This window comes from Microvirga makkahensis, assembly GCF_009830105.1.
GTDB lineage: Bacteria > Pseudomonadota > Alphaproteobacteria > Rhizobiales > Beijerinckiaceae > Microvirga > Microvirga makkahensis.
Map to the genome: position 1 here is coordinate 90,745 of NZ_WURB01000013.1, position 15,802 is coordinate 106,546.

General features: G+C 65.6%; 14 protein-coding genes. 13 read left to right on the forward strand and 1 reads right to left on the reverse strand.

The window, feature by feature from the left end:
- Positions 1–5: 5 nt before the first annotated feature.
- The 10 genes from GR328_RS17175 (at position 6) to dctA (ending at position 11,255) form a co-directional block, all read left to right on the forward strand.
- Positions 6–461 carry an iron-sulfur cluster assembly scaffold protein gene (locus tag GR328_RS17175; protein WP_160885878.1) on the forward strand — a complete coding sequence of 152 codons (456 nt, stop codon included), beginning with the start codon at positions 6–8 and terminating at the stop codon, positions 459–461.
- A gap of 86 nt (positions 462–547) precedes the next feature.
- Complete coding sequence (locus tag GR328_RS17180) at positions 548–1,009, forward strand: SRPBCC family protein (RefSeq protein ID WP_160885880.1); 462 nt, start codon at positions 548–550, stop codon at positions 1,007–1,009.
- Positions 1,010–1,195: 186 nt separating this feature from the next.
- Positions 1,196–1,690 (forward strand): (2Fe-2S)-binding protein, encoded by a 495-nt coding sequence (locus tag GR328_RS17185; protein WP_160885882.1) that lies wholly within the window; start codon positions 1,196–1,198, stop codon positions 1,688–1,690.
- Between the two features lie 104 nt (positions 1,691–1,794).
- Positions 1,795–4,158 carry a xanthine dehydrogenase family protein molybdopterin-binding subunit gene (locus GR328_RS17190; RefSeq protein WP_160885884.1) on the forward strand — a complete coding sequence of 788 codons (2,364 nt, stop codon included), beginning with the start codon at positions 1,795–1,797 and terminating at the stop codon, positions 4,156–4,158.
- Between the two features lie 14 nt (positions 4,159–4,172).
- Positions 4,173–4,979, forward strand: coding sequence for an FAD binding domain-containing protein (locus tag GR328_RS17195; RefSeq protein WP_160885886.1), 807 nt, complete (start codon positions 4,173–4,175; stop codon positions 4,977–4,979).
- Between the two features lie 200 nt (positions 4,980–5,179).
- Complete coding sequence (locus tag GR328_RS17200) at positions 5,180–6,094, forward strand: AAA family ATPase (RefSeq protein WP_160885888.1); 915 nt, start codon at positions 5,180–5,182, stop codon at positions 6,092–6,094.
- Positions 6,091–7,308 (forward strand): VWA domain-containing protein, encoded by a 1,218-nt coding sequence (locus tag GR328_RS17205; protein ID WP_160885890.1) that lies wholly within the window; start codon positions 6,091–6,093, stop codon positions 7,306–7,308. The genes GR328_RS17200 and GR328_RS17205 overlap by 4 nt, the downstream gene beginning before the upstream one ends.
- Before the next feature lie 227 nt (positions 7,309–7,535).
- The gene (locus GR328_RS17210; RefSeq protein ID WP_160885892.1) at positions 7,536–7,844 is read left to right on the forward strand and encodes a hypothetical protein; all 309 of its coding nucleotides are present in this window, start codon (positions 7,536–7,538) and stop codon (positions 7,842–7,844) included.
- 583 nt (positions 7,845–8,427) lie between these two features.
- Positions 8,428–9,591, forward strand: a complete 1,164-nt coding sequence (locus tag GR328_RS17215) for a zinc-dependent alcohol dehydrogenase (RefSeq protein ID WP_160885894.1) — start codon at positions 8,428–8,430, stop codon at positions 9,589–9,591.
- 299 nt (positions 9,592–9,890) lie between these two features.
- On the forward strand, positions 9,891–11,255 hold the full coding sequence (gene dctA / locus GR328_RS17220) for a C4-dicarboxylate transporter DctA (RefSeq protein WP_205790085.1): 1,365 nt from the start codon (positions 9,891–9,893) through the stop codon (positions 11,253–11,255).
- Between the two features lie 258 nt (positions 11,256–11,513).
- Here dctA and GR328_RS17225 read toward each other — a convergent pair whose 3' ends face one another.
- Positions 11,514–12,530: a LysR family transcriptional regulator gene (locus tag GR328_RS17225; protein ID WP_160885896.1), complete on the reverse strand. Its 1,017-nt coding sequence runs from the start codon at positions 12,528–12,530 to the stop codon at positions 11,514–11,516.
- Between the two features lie 168 nt (positions 12,531–12,698).
- Between GR328_RS17225 and GR328_RS17230 the strand changes: the two genes are divergently transcribed.
- From GR328_RS17230 to tal, 3 genes are all read left to right on the forward strand, one after another.
- Complete coding sequence (locus GR328_RS17230; protein ID WP_160885898.1) at positions 12,699–13,907, forward strand: M24 family metallopeptidase; 1,209 nt, start codon at positions 12,699–12,701, stop codon at positions 13,905–13,907.
- A 93-nt stretch (positions 13,908–14,000) separates the two neighbouring features.
- Positions 14,001–14,789, forward strand: a complete 789-nt coding sequence (locus tag GR328_RS17235; RefSeq protein ID WP_160885900.1) for a hydroxypyruvate isomerase family protein — start codon at positions 14,001–14,003, stop codon at positions 14,787–14,789.
- Between the two features lie 35 nt (positions 14,790–14,824).
- A complete protein-coding gene (gene tal, locus GR328_RS17240) occupies positions 14,825–15,790 on the forward strand; it encodes a transaldolase (protein ID WP_160885902.1) in 966 nt (321 codons plus the stop codon).
- Positions 15,791–15,802: the final 12 nt, after the last annotated feature.

Below are 15,802 nucleotides of genomic sequence, written 5' to 3' on the forward strand. Positions count from 1 at the left end.
TCAGGATGCTGAACGACATCTACAGCCGGCGCGTCTTGGAACTCGCCGCCGACATCCCGCTTCTGGGGATCCTGCCGAATGCGGATGCCAGCGCGAAGGCGCATTCGAAACTGTGCGGGTCGACGGTCACGGTCCATCTGAAGCTCGATGGCGGCGTCGTCAGCGCCTTCGCTCACGAGGTGAAGGCCTGCGCCCTGGGTCAGGCCTCCTCGTCGATCATGGCGCGCCACGTGGTCGGCTCCACGGCCGGGGAACTCCGCGCCGTCCGCGATCAGATGCGCCGGATGCTGAAGGAGAGCGGCCCTCCTCCGTCGGGCCGATGGGCGGAGCTGGCGCTGCTGGAGCCCGCGCGGGACCTGAAGGCCCGCCATGCATCCATCCTTCTGACCTTCGATGCGGTCGCCGACGCGCTCGCCCAGGCCGAAGCCGCCGCGCAAAGCCATGCCGCCGGAGATCCGTGATCGGCGCGCGCCTTCTGGACAGGTGACGCGCCGCCCGATTTGCCCATACTCTGCCGTGGGGAACGCTGACAGGAGGAGACATCAGCATGGCGATGACGATGCAGGGCGAGGTCACCCTTCCGGCCGACCGGGCGGCGGTGTGGGCGGCGCTCAACGATCCGGAGGTTCTCAAGGCCGCCATTCCCGGCTGCCAGGAGCTGGAGAAGATCAGCGACACGGAGTTCCAGGCGACGGCCAAGGTCTCGGTCGGCCCCGTGAAGGCGACCTTCAAGGGCGGCGTCACGCTCACGGATCTCGACCCGCCCAACGGCTACACCATCGGCGGCGAGGGACAGGGCGGCGTCGCCGGCTGGGCCAAGGGCGGCGCGAAGGTGCGCCTCGAAGAGGTCGAGGACGGGACACGGCTGGTCTACGACGTCGAGGCCCATGTGGGCGGCAAGATCGCCCAGCTCGGCGGACGCCTGATCAACGGCGTCGCCAAGAAATACGCCGACGAATTCTTCGCGAATTTCGCCAGGATCCTGTCGCCTGCGGAATCCGCCGCGTGATCGCCGCCTCGAGTCCTTCCGCTCAATTTCGCGATACTTGACCGCTCACACGGGGCGGTCCACACTCGACGTCGACGTGTCGCATTCGTGCGGCCGTCCAACAAGAACGCCAACAAGAACACCTGCCGGTGCCTGAGACCACCTGAAGGTTGGCCGGGTTGCCGGCGCCCGAGGAGGATATCACGCATGACCACCGTCTCCCTGACGGTGAACGGTCAATCCGTCACCGCAGACGTCGATCCCCGCACCCTGCTCGTTCAGTTCCTGCGCGAAAATCTGAGGCTGACCGGAACGCATGTGGGCTGCGACACCAGCCAGTGCGGCGCCTGCGTCGTTCACCTGAACGGACAGGCCGTGAAGGCCTGCACGATCCTCGCGGTCCAGGCGGATGCGAGCGTCGTCACCACCATCGAGGGCATCGCCGAAGGCGGCGAGCTGCACCCGATGCAGTCGGCCTTCCGCGAGCATCACGGCCTTCAATGCGGCTATTGCACGCCGGGCATGATCATGTCCGCCATCGACATCGTGAACCGCAAGGGGAGCGACCTCGACGAGCAGACCATCCGGGCCGAGCTCGAGGGCAATCTGTGCCGCTGCACGGGCTATCACAATATCGTCAAGGCCGTCGCCGCCGGAGCCCGGGCCATGGCCCGGGCGCCGCTGCAGCAGGCGGCCGAGTAGGGCCGGCACGCCCGCGCAAGGGCCGGCGGCGCGGGCCGGCGCCCTTCGGGGCCACCGTCGAGGCGCCGCCCGGTGCTGGGCCAACGAGGACAAGGGAGGATTTCATGACCGCAACAGGGATCGGCGCTCCCGTACGCCGGAAAGAGGATCAGCGTTTCGTCACCGGCCAGGGACGCTACGTGGACGATTTCAACCGACCTGGCCAGGCTTTCGCGTATTTCCTCCGCTCGCCGCACGCCCATGCCGCGATCCGGTCCATCGACACCGGCCCGGCCACGATCATGCCGGGCGTCGTGGCCGTCCTCACGGGCGACAACCTCGCGGCCGACGGGATCGGCGGCCTCATCTGCGGCTGGATGATCCATTCCAAGGACGGCTCGCCGATGAAGGCGGGACCGCATCCGGCGCTTGCGCAGGGCAAGGTGCGCTACGTGGGCGATCACGTGGCGGTGGTGATCGCCGAAACCCTCGCCCAGGCCAAGGACGCCGCTGAAGCCATCGTGGTCGATTACGAGGTGCTCCCCGCAATCGTCGACACCGCCGAGGCCGCGAAGGCGTCGGTGCAGGTGCACGACGTGGCGCCCGACAACACCGTGTTCAACTGGCATCTCGGCAATCGGGAGGAGACGGAGGCCGCCTTCGCGCGCGCCAGGCACGTGACGAGGATCGATCTCGTCAACAACCGGCTGGTGCCCAACCCCATCGAGCCCCGCGCGGCTCTCGGCGAGTACGATCCCGGAACCGACACCTACACCCTCTACACCACGAGCCAGAACCCCCATGTGGCCCGCCTCGTGCTGTCGGCCTTCATCGGAGTCGCGCCCGAGCACAAGCTCCGCGTCATCGCTCCCGACGTCGGCGGCGGTTTCGGCTCGAAGATCTTCATCTATGCCGAGGAGACGGTCTGCGTCTGGGCGGCCAAGAAGGTCAGGCGCCCGGTGAAGTGGACCTCGGACCGCTCCGAGGCGTTCCTGGCCGACGCCCATGGCCGCGACCACGTCACCCACGCGGAGATGGCAACCGACGAAAACGGCAGGATCATCGGCTTGCGGGTTCACACCACCGCCAATCTCGGCGCGTATCTGTCCACCTTCGCGTCTTCGGTGCCGACCTATCTCTACGCGCCGCTCCTGTCGGGCCAGTACGACATCCCGGCGATCTATTGCGAGGTGGACGCGGTCTACACCAACACCGCCCCCGTCGACGCCTATCGCGGCGCGGGACGGCCCGAGGCCACCTTCGTGGTCGAGCGGCTCGTGGAGAAGACCGCCCGCGAACTCGGCCAGGATCCGGCGGAGTTCCGCCGCAGGAACTACATCACCCAGTTCCCGCACCAGACCCCGGTCATCATGACCTACGACACGGGCGACTACGCCGCCTCCCTCGACAAGGCGCTGGACCTCGCCGATTACCGGAACTTCCAGCAGCGCAAGCAGGAGAGCGCCCGCCGCGGCAAGCTCAGGGGCATCGGCTTTTCCAGCTACATCGAGGCCTGCGGCATCGCCCCCTCGCAGGCGGTCGGATCCCTCGGCGCGGGCGTGGGCCTGTGGGAATCCGCCGAGGTGCGCGTCAACCCGACCGGCTCCGTCGAGGTGCTCACGGGTTCGCACAGCCACGGCCAGGGCCACGAGACCACCTTCGCGCAGCTGGTCTCCGACCGGCTCGGCATTCCCATCGACCAGGTCAGCATCGTCCACGGCGACACCGACAAGGTGCAGTTCGGCATGGGCACCTACGGATCGCGCTCCGGCGCGGTCGGCATGTCGGCCATCGCGAAGGCGCTCGACAAGGTCATCGCCAAGGGCAAGAAGGTGGCGGCCCATGTTCTCGAAGCCTCCGAGGGAGACATCGAGTTCAAGGACGGCAAGTTCGGCGTCGCCGGAACGGACAAGGCGCTCGGCTTCGGCGAGGTGGCCCTCCAGGCCTACATCGCCCACAAGTTCTCCGGCCAGGATCTGGAGCCCGGCCTCAAGGAAGGCGCGTTCTACGACCCCACCAATTTCACCTTCCCGGCCGGCGTCCATATCTGCGAGGTGGAGATCGATCCCGATACGGGCGTCACAAGGATCGACCGCTGGACGGCGGTGGACGATTTCGGGGTGATCATCAACCCGATGATCGTCGAGGGCCAGGTCCATGGCGGCATCGCGCAGGGCGTGGGACAGGCGCTTCTCGAAGGGGCCGTCTACGATCAGGGCGGCCAGCTCGTGACCGCGAGCTTCAACGATTACTGCATGCCGCGCGCCATCGACCTGCCGTCGTTCCAGGTCGGCATGACGGTGACGCCCTGCCCGTCGAACCCGCTCGGGATCAAGGGCTGCGGCGAGGCGGGCGCCATCGCCGCCCCGCCCGCGGTCATCAACGCAATCACGGACGCCCTCGGCCACGAGGACATCGCGATGCCCGCGACGCCCCAGGCCGTCTGGCGGGCGGCGCAGAAGGCCCGCATGCCCATGGCGGCGGAATAAGGGAGGACAGAGGCATGTATGCTTTCGACTATCACCGCCCCACGAGCGTCAAGGAGGCGGCAAACCTCGCCGGACAGGCCGAGGACGCCAAGTTCCTGGCGGGCGGGCACACGCTGCTGCCGACCATGAAGCTGCGGCTCGCGGGCCCCGCGAGCCTGATCGATCTCGGCCAGGTCGCCGAACTTCGCGGGATCGAGCGATCCGGCGATGCGATCACGGTCGGCGCCATGACGAAGCACGCGGAGGTGGCCGGCTCCGCCGATGTCCGCGCGGCGATTCCGGCTCTCGCGGAGCTGGCCGAACTCATCGGCGATCCGCATGTGCGCAACCGCGGCACCATCGGAGGCTCGGTCGCCAACAACGACCCTGCCGCCGATTATCCGGCGGCGTGCCTCGCCCTGAACGCAACGATCGTCACGGACAAGCGGAGGATCGCGGCGGACGACTTCTTCCAGGGCATCTTCACGACGGCGCTGGACGAAGGCGAGATCGTCACGCAGGTGTCGTTCCCGATCGCCGCGAAGGCCGCCTATGCCAAGTTCCGCAACCCGGCCTCCCGCTACGCCCTGGTCGGCGTGTTCGTGGCCAAGCATGCCGACGGGGTGCGCGTCGCCGTGACCGGCGCGGGCTCCAACGGCGTGTTCCGGGTGCCGGAGATGGAGGAGGCCTTGGGCCGGAACTTCGCTCCAGAGGCCCTCGACGGCATTGCCGTGCCGGAGGACGAGATGAACAGCGACATCCACGCGGATTCAGCCTACCGGGCTCATCTCGTCGGGGTCATGGCCCGCCGCGCCGTCGAGGCCGCCGCCGCGCGGGGCTGAGCGAACGCGAACAGAAAGACCGTCGAATCCGGTGCCCGGGCTAGCGTATCGTGCGGAAAAGCGGACCCGGTTTTCCACCTCCCACGATACGCTGTTCAACGGTGGAGCATCGGACGTGATAAGTGGACTTGCCCTTCTGGGACAGATCCGGTGCTCTACTCTTTGAAGAGCGCATCGTGCCTCATGGAGCAGCATAGCCCGTGGCTGACCAACCCGGTTCCATCGACGAGACATTGGCCCTGCTGAACGGCGCGGGCTATGTCGCCGACCGTCCGCTCGCGACGGTGCTCTTCCTCGCATTGAAGCTCGGACGCCCCCTCTTCCTCGAAGGCGAGGCGGGCGTCGGCAAGACGGAGATCGCCAAGGTGCTGTCGTCCGCCCTCGGGCGGCGCCTCATCCGCCTGCAATGCTACGAGGGGCTCGATGTCGCCTCGGCCGTCTACGAGTGGAACTATGCCGGGCAGATGATGGCGATCCGGCTCGCCGAGGCCGGCGGGACGGTGGATCGCGGGACGCTGGAGAGCGACCTGTTCTCGGAGCGCTACCTGGTCAAGCGGCCGCTCCTGCAGGCTCTCGAACCCGACACGGCGGGAGCCCCGGTTCTGCTCATCGACGAGCTCGACCGCACCGACGAGGCCTTCGAAGCCTTCCTGCTCGAAGTGCTGTCCGATTTCCAGGTGACGATTCCGGAGCTCGGCACCGTGAAGGCGGAGCATCCTCCCATCGTCGTCATCACCTCGAACCGCACGCGGGAAATCCACGACGCATTGAAGCGCCGCTGTCTCTATCACTGGGTCGATTACCCCAACGCGGAGCGTGAGCTTGCCATTCTCCACGGTCGCGTCCCGCAGGCACCGGAACGGCTGTCGCGGGAGATCGTCGCCTTCGTCCAGGCGATCCGCAAGGAGGAGCTGTTCAAGGCTCCGGGCGTCGCGGAAACCCTGGACTGGGCCTCGGCCCTGGTGGAGCTCGACGCGGTGGCGCTCGATCCGGCGCTCGTCTCGGACACGCTCGGCGTTCTCCTGAAGTACCAGGACGACATCCAGAAGATGCAGGGCAGCCGGGCGAAGGACATGCTCGACCGCGTCCGGGACTCCTTGAGGAATCCGGGGTGAGCATTCCGTCCGCCCCCAGGGGCGAGGGACGCCTCGCGGACAACATCGCCTATTTCGCGCGGGCCCTGCGCCATGCGGGACTGCCCGTGGGTCCCGGCGCGGTTCTCGATGCCATCGCTGCGGTCGAGGCGGCGCGGATCGGCACGCGCGAGGATTTCTACTGGACGCTCCATTCCGTCTTCGTGAAGCGGCACGAGCACAGCATTCTTTTCGACCAGGCTTTCAGGATCTTCTGGAGACGCCGCGCGCTGCTCGAGAAGCTCATCGCCCAGATGTCGCCCGTCGCTCCCGGAGGGCAGGAGGAGAGAAGGCCCCAGGCGGGCGCCCTGCGCGTCGCCGAGGCCCTGGCCGCGCCCCGGCGGGAGCAGCCGGAACCGGTCGAGACGACCGAGTTCTCCGCCCGTCTCACGGTCTCAGACCGGGAGGTCCTGAAGACGAAGGACTTCGCGCAGATGTCGGCCGCCGAGATCGCGCAGGCCAAGCGCCTGATCGCCGGGATGTCCCTGCCGCATGACGAAGTGGTCACGCGCCGCTTCCTGCCGGATCGACGAGGCCGGCGGATCGATCCGCGCAGAACCTTCCGGCGGTCGCTGCGCGCCGGAGGCGCCGTGATCGATCTGGCCTATCGCTCGCCCGCCGTCAGGCACGCCCCCGTCGTAGCCCTCATGGACGTCTCGGGCTCCATGGCGGAGTACTCGCGGCTCTTCCTGCACTTCCTGCACGCCATCGCCGAGAAGCGGCGGCGGGTTCACTCCTTCGTCTTCGCCACGCGCCTGACCAATATCAGCCGTGAACTGACGAGCCGCGATCCCGACGAAGCCCTCGCCCGCGCATCGAAGCGCGTGCAGGACTGGGAAGGCGGAACGCGGATCGCCCATGCGCTGCACGAGTTCAACCGCCATTGGTCCCGCCGGGTGCTCGGCCAGGGCGCCATCGTCCTGCTGTTCACGGACGGGCTGGAGCGGGAGGTGACGCGGGAGCTGACCTTCGAGATGGACCGGCTCAAGCGCTCCTGCCGCCGCCTGATCTGGCTCAACCCGCTTCTTCGCTTCGACGCCTTCGAGGCCCGCGCCTCCGGCATCCGCGCGATGCTGCCCCATGTGGACGAGTTCCGGCCCATTCACACCCTGGCCTCGATGGAGGAGCTCTGCCGGGCCCTCTCGGGCGAACCGGCCGCCGGCCGCAGCCCGCGCCGCCGACTGCGGGCATCATGAATCCGCCGCGTGTCAACGCGTGAGGCCCGCTTCCTCGTCGTGGCTGTCCCATTGCGCTCCTCCTCCCGTCACGGCCGGGCCCCGGACCTGATCCGCCGGTCTCTTGAACCGTCTGGATTCGTGCTTATCTCGAGCGGGACCCCGATCCGGAACCCTCTGACGTAAGCCAGCCGGCACTTGCGTGATGTCGGATCTTCCCTGACCCGACGGCCGGCGACAGGGCGACCATGCTTCAAGAGGCTTTCATTCTCATCGTCAATTTTCTGATCGTCGATCCGCTTCAGGCCGAGCTGGACAGGCGCCTCTCCGAGGCACGCGCTCCACAGGCCGTCATCGCCGACGTCAGGGCCTGCGCCGATGCCGCGCTTCCGGTCCTCGCCGACCGCGTCACGGGAGACCCGGCCTGGGCCGCGTCGACGGCTCTCGACGTCTGGCTCGAGAGATCCGCACCGGAGGACGTGCTCGTGAAGGCCGCGCCGCAATGTGACGGCCCTGTCAGGGCAGCGAAGGGATATCTTCAGGGACAGGGAGTCTGACGCCTTTTTCGGCGAAGTGGACCCGGGACGCCGCCAGAAAACGCGCTAGGACCTTGTGTCATGACCATCTCCGGCTTTGAACCGGGGATCAGTCCCGGCCATCCCGCCTCTCCATCCCGCTTCCGATGAGCGCAGCGCTGAACGGATCGGGATCACCAGGCCAATCACCGGCCCAAGGCCGGTGATGACGAGATGGAGCGAGTGCGCCACAGCATCCCCGACGCTTTCTGCCATCCTCGGCACATGCGGCGGACCGTTCGGAGATGCCCGTCAAATCAGCCGGTTAGCCTCGCGTGACGGCATGAGCGCGCGCGGCCGGAAAAGCTCTCACTTTCATATCGTGAAATTGCGCTTCACGTCGTTGACGGGCGAGATGCCCCAAACCATACTTTTTTGAAATCAAATAATAACCGAGGAACGATGTAAAAATTGCCTGATCTTTGATGGCTGACCTCAAGCACGTGAAGCGTTGCTGTTCAAAGCCACAGGATACCTTCTGAAGAATCGAGCACGACGACAAAGGATCGTGTTTCATTTTAGTTTCGCGCCCTCAAGAAAGTGGCTGCCCGGAGGAGATCTATACATGCCGATGCCAGAGAATGTTCGTACCCATGCCGATTATCCGATCCCGGAGACCATGAAGGCCTGGGTGCTGGGAGATCCGGGCCAGCTGAGCCTGGTCGACAAGCCGGTGCCGGCTCCGAAGAAGGCGGAGGTGCTGGTCCGCATCGATGCGGTCGCCATCTGCGCCACCGATCTCGAAATCATCAACCACGGCCCTCCGGCCCAGATCCAGGGCGGCGCACCGTTCAACAAGAACTTCACGCCGGGTCACGAATACATGGGCACCGTCGTGGCCCTCGGCCCGGGCGTGGACGAGTACAAGATCGGCGACCGCGTGACGGTCGAGATTCACGCCGGATGCGGACAATGCAAGCGCTGCCGCCAGGGCATGTACACCTCGTGCCACAACTACGGCAAGAACTACGGGGATGTCGACAAGGGGCACCGCGCGAACGGCTTCACGACCGACGGAGGCTTCTGCGAATACCAGGTGAACAACATCAACACCCTGGTGCATGTCGCGGACAGCATGAGCGACGAGGAAGCGACCCTGGTCGTGACGGCCGGCACGGCCATGTACGGCCTGACCGAGCTCGGCGGCCTCGTCGCCGGAGAGAGCGTGGTCGTCAGCGGCCCCGGCCCGATCGGGCTGCTCGGCGCGGCGGTCGCCAAGGCGCTGGGCGCTCAGCCGGTCATTCTCACCGGAACGCGCGACAACCGCCTCGAGATGGGCAAGAGGCTCGGCGCCGATCACGTCATCAACGTCCGCAAGGAGGACCCCGTCGAGGCGGTCAAGCGCATCATGGGCGGCAAGGGCGTCGATTACGTTCTCGAGTGCTCGGGCGCGCCGAATGCGGTCAACGAGGCTGCCCAGATGCTCAACCGGGGCGGCAAGATCTGCCTCGCGGCCTTCCCGAGCGATGCCGTCCCCGTTGATGTGGCCTACCTGGTCCGCAACAACATCTATCTCTACGGCATCCGCGGCGAGGGCAAGACGGCGACCCATCGCGCCGAGGCCTTCATGCGCCAGAAGCGCTTCGACGCCACCCTGGTCCATACTCACACCTTCGCGATGGAGGATCTTCCGGAAGCCCTGCGGTACGCCAAGGACCGCGTGGAAGATGCGATCAAGGTCGTCGTGAAGAACAAGCACGCCATGCAGTTCGCCGAAGCGGCGGAGTGAAACGTCGCGGCGCTGGCCATCAGCCAGCGCCGCTTCCTGCTTCCGGTGATCGGACCGAGCCTCCAGAGGCTACGCCACGGTCGGATCGCCGCGCCGAAGGAGTGGCTTCGACGCAATCTCTCACGAGGTGTCACGAATGCGAAGGCATTCTCGCTCGCCTCATCGCCGAAATGCGCGAAAAAACCAAGCGCATCATACAAAATACGATACGCCAACAAAGACAAAGGGCGCACTTGTCAAGACGGGGGCAAGATGAGGTCCGTAAAAACGATCCGCTAGTCTCTAGCAGGGAGGATGGAATGTCTCAAGGTGCAGTTTTCGCCGACACGCTTGGCGGTCCGCCGAAGGCTCCGAAAGGAGCCATGAAGTGGCTACAGAAGCTTTACGTCCAGGTTATCATCGGCGTCATCATCGGCAGCTTGATCGGGTACTTCGAGCCTCAGCTCGCAGTCCAGTTCAAGCCGCTCGGCGATGTCTTCATCCGCGCGATCAAGGTCATCGTCACGCCGATCATCTTTCTGACGATCGTCGTCGGCATCGCGACCATCGGCGACATGCGCAAGATCGCCAATATCGGCGTGAAGGCGCTGATCTACTTCGAGATCGCGTCGACGATCGCGCTGCTGATCGGCCTCATGGTCGGTAATCTGTGGCCCGTCGGCCGCGGGATCAACGCCGATCCGGCGACGCTCGATGCGGGCGCGGTTTCGGGCTATGTCTCGAACGCGGAGCACATGACGCTCCTCGACTTCTTCATCAACATCATCCCGAAGACCTTCGTCGAACCTTTCGTCTCCGGCGACATTCTGCCCGTGCTGTTCGTGGCCGTGCTCTTCGGCCTCGGCCTGTGCAAGCTGGGTGATCGCGCAAAGCCCTTCATCAGCACCCTCGAGGTCGCGACCCACGGTCTCTTCGGCATGGTCGGCATCATCATGCGCTTCGCTCCGATCGGAGCAGCCGGAGCGATGGCGTTCACCATCGGCAAGTACGGAACCGGCTCGCTGCTGAGCCTGGGCGAGCTGGTGCTTTCGGTCTACATCGTCAGCGTCCTGTTCGTGGTGATCGTTCTCGGCCTCTTCCTGCGCATCGCCGGGTTCAACCTGTTCAAGGTGCTGTCGCACTTCAAGGACGAGATCCTCGTCGTGTTCGCCGCGACGTCGGCCGAGACGATGATCCCCCGCTCCATGGAGAAGCTGGAAGCCATGGGCGTGAAGAAGGAGGTCGTCGGCCTCGTCATGCCGACCGGCTTCTCCTTCAACATGGACGGCACCGCGATCTACATGACCATGGCGGTGCTCTTCATTGCTCATGCGACCAATACCGAGCTGACCGTCGCCCATCAGCTGACGATCCTGTTCATCATGCTCTTCACGTCCAAGGGTGCGGCGGGCGTGACCGGCGGCGGATTCATCGCCCTGGCGGCGACGATGCCTGCCATCGGCGTGCTGCCGATCGCCGGGCTGACCCTGCTCATCGGCGTGGATCGCTTCATGGCCGAGATCCGGGCCGCCACCAACCTCACCAGCAACATCATCGCCACCCTGGTGGTCGGCCGCTGGGTCGGAGCGGTGGATTGCGAAAAGGCCCGGGCGGTGCTCGACGGCGAGATCGTTCCGGAGGCGCCGAAGACCACGAAGATCGACGTTCTCCAGCCCGCCGAGTAGGAAGACCACGGCGTCCGACGTCCCGATACCACAGCGAAGCGCCCGCGCATCAGCGCGGGCGCTTCATGTCGTCGTGAGGGCGATCGGCGAGCTCGCCTCGTTCCATCCGGCTCGTCATCACCGGCTTTGCGCCGGTGATCCACGTCTTTGAAGCGCCGTGTTTCTCATGACGCGGATGGCCGGTTCAAGTCCGGCCATGTCGGGAGCGGGCGGGAGACCGCGGGAGGGCCTTCGGCAAAAGAAGCGAGCCATCCGCCCTCAGGCCGTCCAGGCGGCCCTGGGCAGGTTCTCGGCGGCGTAGCTCAGGAATGTCGCGGGCGCGAAATGCAGGTTGCTCGCCGCGCGAACCACCAGACCGAAATAGTGAGCGGGAAGCTCCTCGTCCTCCAGAGGCCGGAACAGGAGATCGCCCCCGGTCGGAGGGCTGTGGGCTCCGATGGAGGTCATGATGGACACGTGGTGGCCCAGTCGCGCGAGCTCGACGAGCATCGCATTGGAGCCCATCTCGACGACGGGCTTGTTGAGCAGGTTCGAGCCTTCCAGGAGCGGGTTGATGGCGTCGCGGATGGAGAGGCCCGCCTTTCCGATCGCGACGGGATGCTCGAAGCAATCCGCGAGCCTCAGGCTCGGTGCCTGGGCAAGGGGGTGATCCCTGCGCATGAGCGCGCCTACCAGCACTTCGTGGCGCACGGGCATGTGCACGAGCGTCGGCGGCTGTGTCACGAAGGCGAAGCCGAGATCGACATGCTCCTCGGCGACCATCTTGATGACCTCGGACGACGAGGCGACGGCCACGTCCAGATGGATCGTGGGATAGGCCTCCGCGAAGCCGGACAGCAATTGGGGCAGGACCGAGAGGCCGACCGTCTCGGCGGTGGCGATGCGCACGGAGCCCGTCTTGAGGCCCCGCAGCATGTCGAGTTCCGACACGGCAGCCTCGAGCGGCGCGGAGATCCGGCCGAGATGCCGGTAGAGGATTTCGCCGGCCGCCGTCAGACGCAGCCTTCGCCCATCGCGCTGAAACAGCGTCATGTCGAGCGCATCCTCGAGCTGCAGGATCTGGCGCGAGACAGCAGAGGATGCCACGTTCAGACGGCGCGAGCATTCGCGCACGGAGAGCGTTTCCGCCACGACCTTGAAGTAGACGATGGCGGGCTGGTGAAACATGCGCTCCAGCAACGCGGGCGAAAGCGGACGGCCGCGCGGGATGGGCGTCGGCGGGAATCCGGACGGCGCATCGCCCGCGTGGTTCTCGTCCATGGAAGCGCTTTTCATCGTTGCTGCCGATCCGGCAACAATGTGCTCTGAAATCGGAAATAGCAAGCGCATTCAGATTGGGTCACAGTGCAGGAGAAATGAGCTGGATGCATTCAGAAAACCGGCCTCGAGAAACGGCCAGGCGGCACCCGGCGCCGAGGAAATGACAATCTAGGGAGAATTTCGATGAGCTTCGCATATTCCGAAGGCAATCCTGTCGAGGACACCTCAAGGCTGCACAAGCCGCCCTTCGACACGAGCCGGCTCGACCGTCTGATGGAAGAGGCGAAGCTGGACGCTCTGCTGGTGACCTCCAAGCACAGCATCCAGTATCTCCTCGGCGGCTATCGCTTCTTCTTCTACGACTACATGGATGCCCACGGTCTCAGCCGTTATCTGCCGTTCTTCATCTACGTGAAGGGCAAGCCGCTCGACTCGGGCTATGTCGGCGCTCCCATGGAGCGCTACGAGAAGCAGCTCGGCAAGTTCTGGGTCTCGAATCTCGATCTGACGAACTACACGAGCACGGGCTATGCCGGCGCGGCTGCCGAGATGCTCAAGAAGGTCGGCGGCGCGAAGGGAAATGTCGGGATCGAGGTCGGGTTCATGCCGATCGACGCCTACAAGGTCCTTCAGGCGAAGCTCCCGGACGCGGAGCTCGTCGATGGGACGTTCACTCTCGAGATGCTGCGGGCGCTCAAGACTCCGGCGGAGCTGCAGATCCTGAAGGAGGCATCCGAGAAGGTCGTGGATTCCATGCTCGCGGTGATCTCCAGGCATGGCCCGGGGACGACCAAGACCCAGCTCTTCGAGGCTCTGCGCCAGGAGGAGACGGCCCGCGGGCTGAAGTTCGAATACGCGCTGACCAATATCGGCACAGCCTTCAACCGGGCGCCCTACGACAAGGTCTGGGAAGAGGGAGAGACGCTCGCGCTCGATTCCGGCGGAAACTACAAGGGCTATATCGGCGATCTGTGCCGCATGGCGTACACCAGGGAACCGGATCAGGAGCTCGTCGATCTCCTCGGTCAGGTCGAGCTCGTTCAGCAGGCGGCCCGCAAGGGCCTGCGCCCCGGCGTCAGAGGCGGAGACATCTTCGATTGGGCCAACGGCGCCCTGTCGCGATGCTCCGTACGCGACAAGATGTTCTTCTCGGCGCATGGCATGGGCATCGTGAGCCACGAGGCCCCCTGGCTGATGAGCACGGCTTTCCCGCGCTATCCCGCCTATCATGCGGAGCGTCCCCTGGAGGAGGGCATGGTGATCTCGATCGAGACGGAGCTTCATCACACGCAGAGAGGCTTCATCAAGCTGGAAGACACCGTGGCGATCACCAAGGACGGCTGGGAAGCCTTCGGCGATCACGGCCGCGGCTGGAACATCGCGGGTCGATAACGCGGAGATGATGCCCTGCCGGGCGGGCGAAACCCCGCCCGGCGGAAGCAGGTTGCCGGCGCCGGTGACGGCGGCCGTTCACGGGGAGCCACGATGTCTGAAACGTTCACATACAGCGCCCATCTGGGCTATCTCTTCACGGACAAGCCGTTTCGAGACCGCATCCTCGCGGCGAGGAAGCATGGCTTCGCGGCGGTGGAACACCCAGCGCCGTACGGCATCGCGCCCGCCGCAACCCTGGCGGAGTGGCTGAAGGAAGGCGGCACCACTTATACCCAGTTCGGCCTTCACTCCGGAGACGCGGGGCGGGGCGAAAAGGGGCTCGCGATTTTCCCAGAACGAAAGGACGAGTTCCGCCGCAGCGTCGCCGATGGACTCGACTACGCGGAGGCGATCGGCGTCACCATGGTCCATGCGATGGCCGGCGTGCTTCCTGCGGCTCGACGCAGCCAGGTTCACTGGGACTGCTACATCGAGAATCTGGCCCTCGCGGCCCGGGAAGCCTCCAAGCGCGGCATCACCATTCTGGTGGAAGCCATGAGCGCCGGCGCCGTGCCCGATTATTACATCGAAACGCCGGATCGTGCCGCAGAAGCCATCGCCGAAACGGGGCAATCGAATATACGCCTGTTGTTCGACGTGTTCCACACGGTGAACAGCGGGCTCGACCTTGACGGGCAGATCCGCCGGCACGCCCCCCTGATCGCCCATGTGCACATCGCCGATTTTCCCGGGCGGCACGAGCCCGGTTCGGGCACGCTGGATTTCGCGCGGATCGGCAGGACGCTGGCCGAGACCGGGTACAAGGGCGTTCTCGGCTGCGAATACGTACCCGCTGGGCAGACCGAGGACGGGCTCGACTGGCTGAAAGCCGCTGCCTAGATCCTCCCGTCGGACCCATCCATCAAAGGTAAGCCATGGCCTCCAAACTAGCTCAACTGCGGACGATGACGACCGTGGTAGCGGATACCGGCGACATCGACGCCGTGCGTCAGTTGAAGCCGATCGACTGCACCACCAATCCGACCATCGTGCTCAAGGCGCTCGAAACGCCGGCCTTCGAGGAGATCGTCGCCCAGGATCTGCGGTGGGGATCCCGCAAGATCGGCCCCGAAGACGCCATCATCAACGCCGTGGCCGACCGACTCGCCGTGTCGGTGGGAGCGGCGCTTGCCCGCGAGGTTCCGGGTCGCGTCTCAACGGAGGTAAACGCCGACCTGTCGTTCGACATCGAAGGCTCCCTGGCCTGCGCGCGGCGCATCATCGCCGATTACGAGCAGCGGGGCATCGATCGCGACCGGGTCCTGATCAAGCTCGCCGCGACGTGGGAGGGTATCCGGGCGGCGGAGATCCTCCAGCGGGAGGGGATCGACTGCAACCTGACGCTCATCTTCTCCCGGGCACAGGCCATCGCCTGCGCGGATGCGGGCGTGTACCTGATTTCACCCTTCGTCGGACGCATCCTCGACTGGCACGTCAAGTCCACGGGCAAGAGCTATGGAGCGGAGGAGGATCCCGGCGTCCTCTCGGTCCGGACGATCTACGACTACTACAAGTCCAACGGCATCGGCACGATCGTCATGGGCGCTTCGTTCCGCAATACGGGCGAGATCGAGGCGCTGGCCGGTTGCGACCGCCTGACCATCGCGCCCTCCCTGCTTCGGGAACTCGATGCCGCCGAGGGCGTGCTGGAACGTCGGTTGTCCCCGGAATCGGTTCAAAGGATCGCGCCCGTCGACATGGACGAGCGGCGCTTTCGGTGGGACATGAACGAGGACGCCATGGCGACCGAGAAACTGGCCGAGGGCATCCGCACCTTTGCCAGGGATCTGCAGGCTCTGCGCAGCATGGTCGGGCAAAAGCTGCGCAATGCCGGAAGATGATGCAAGACCATG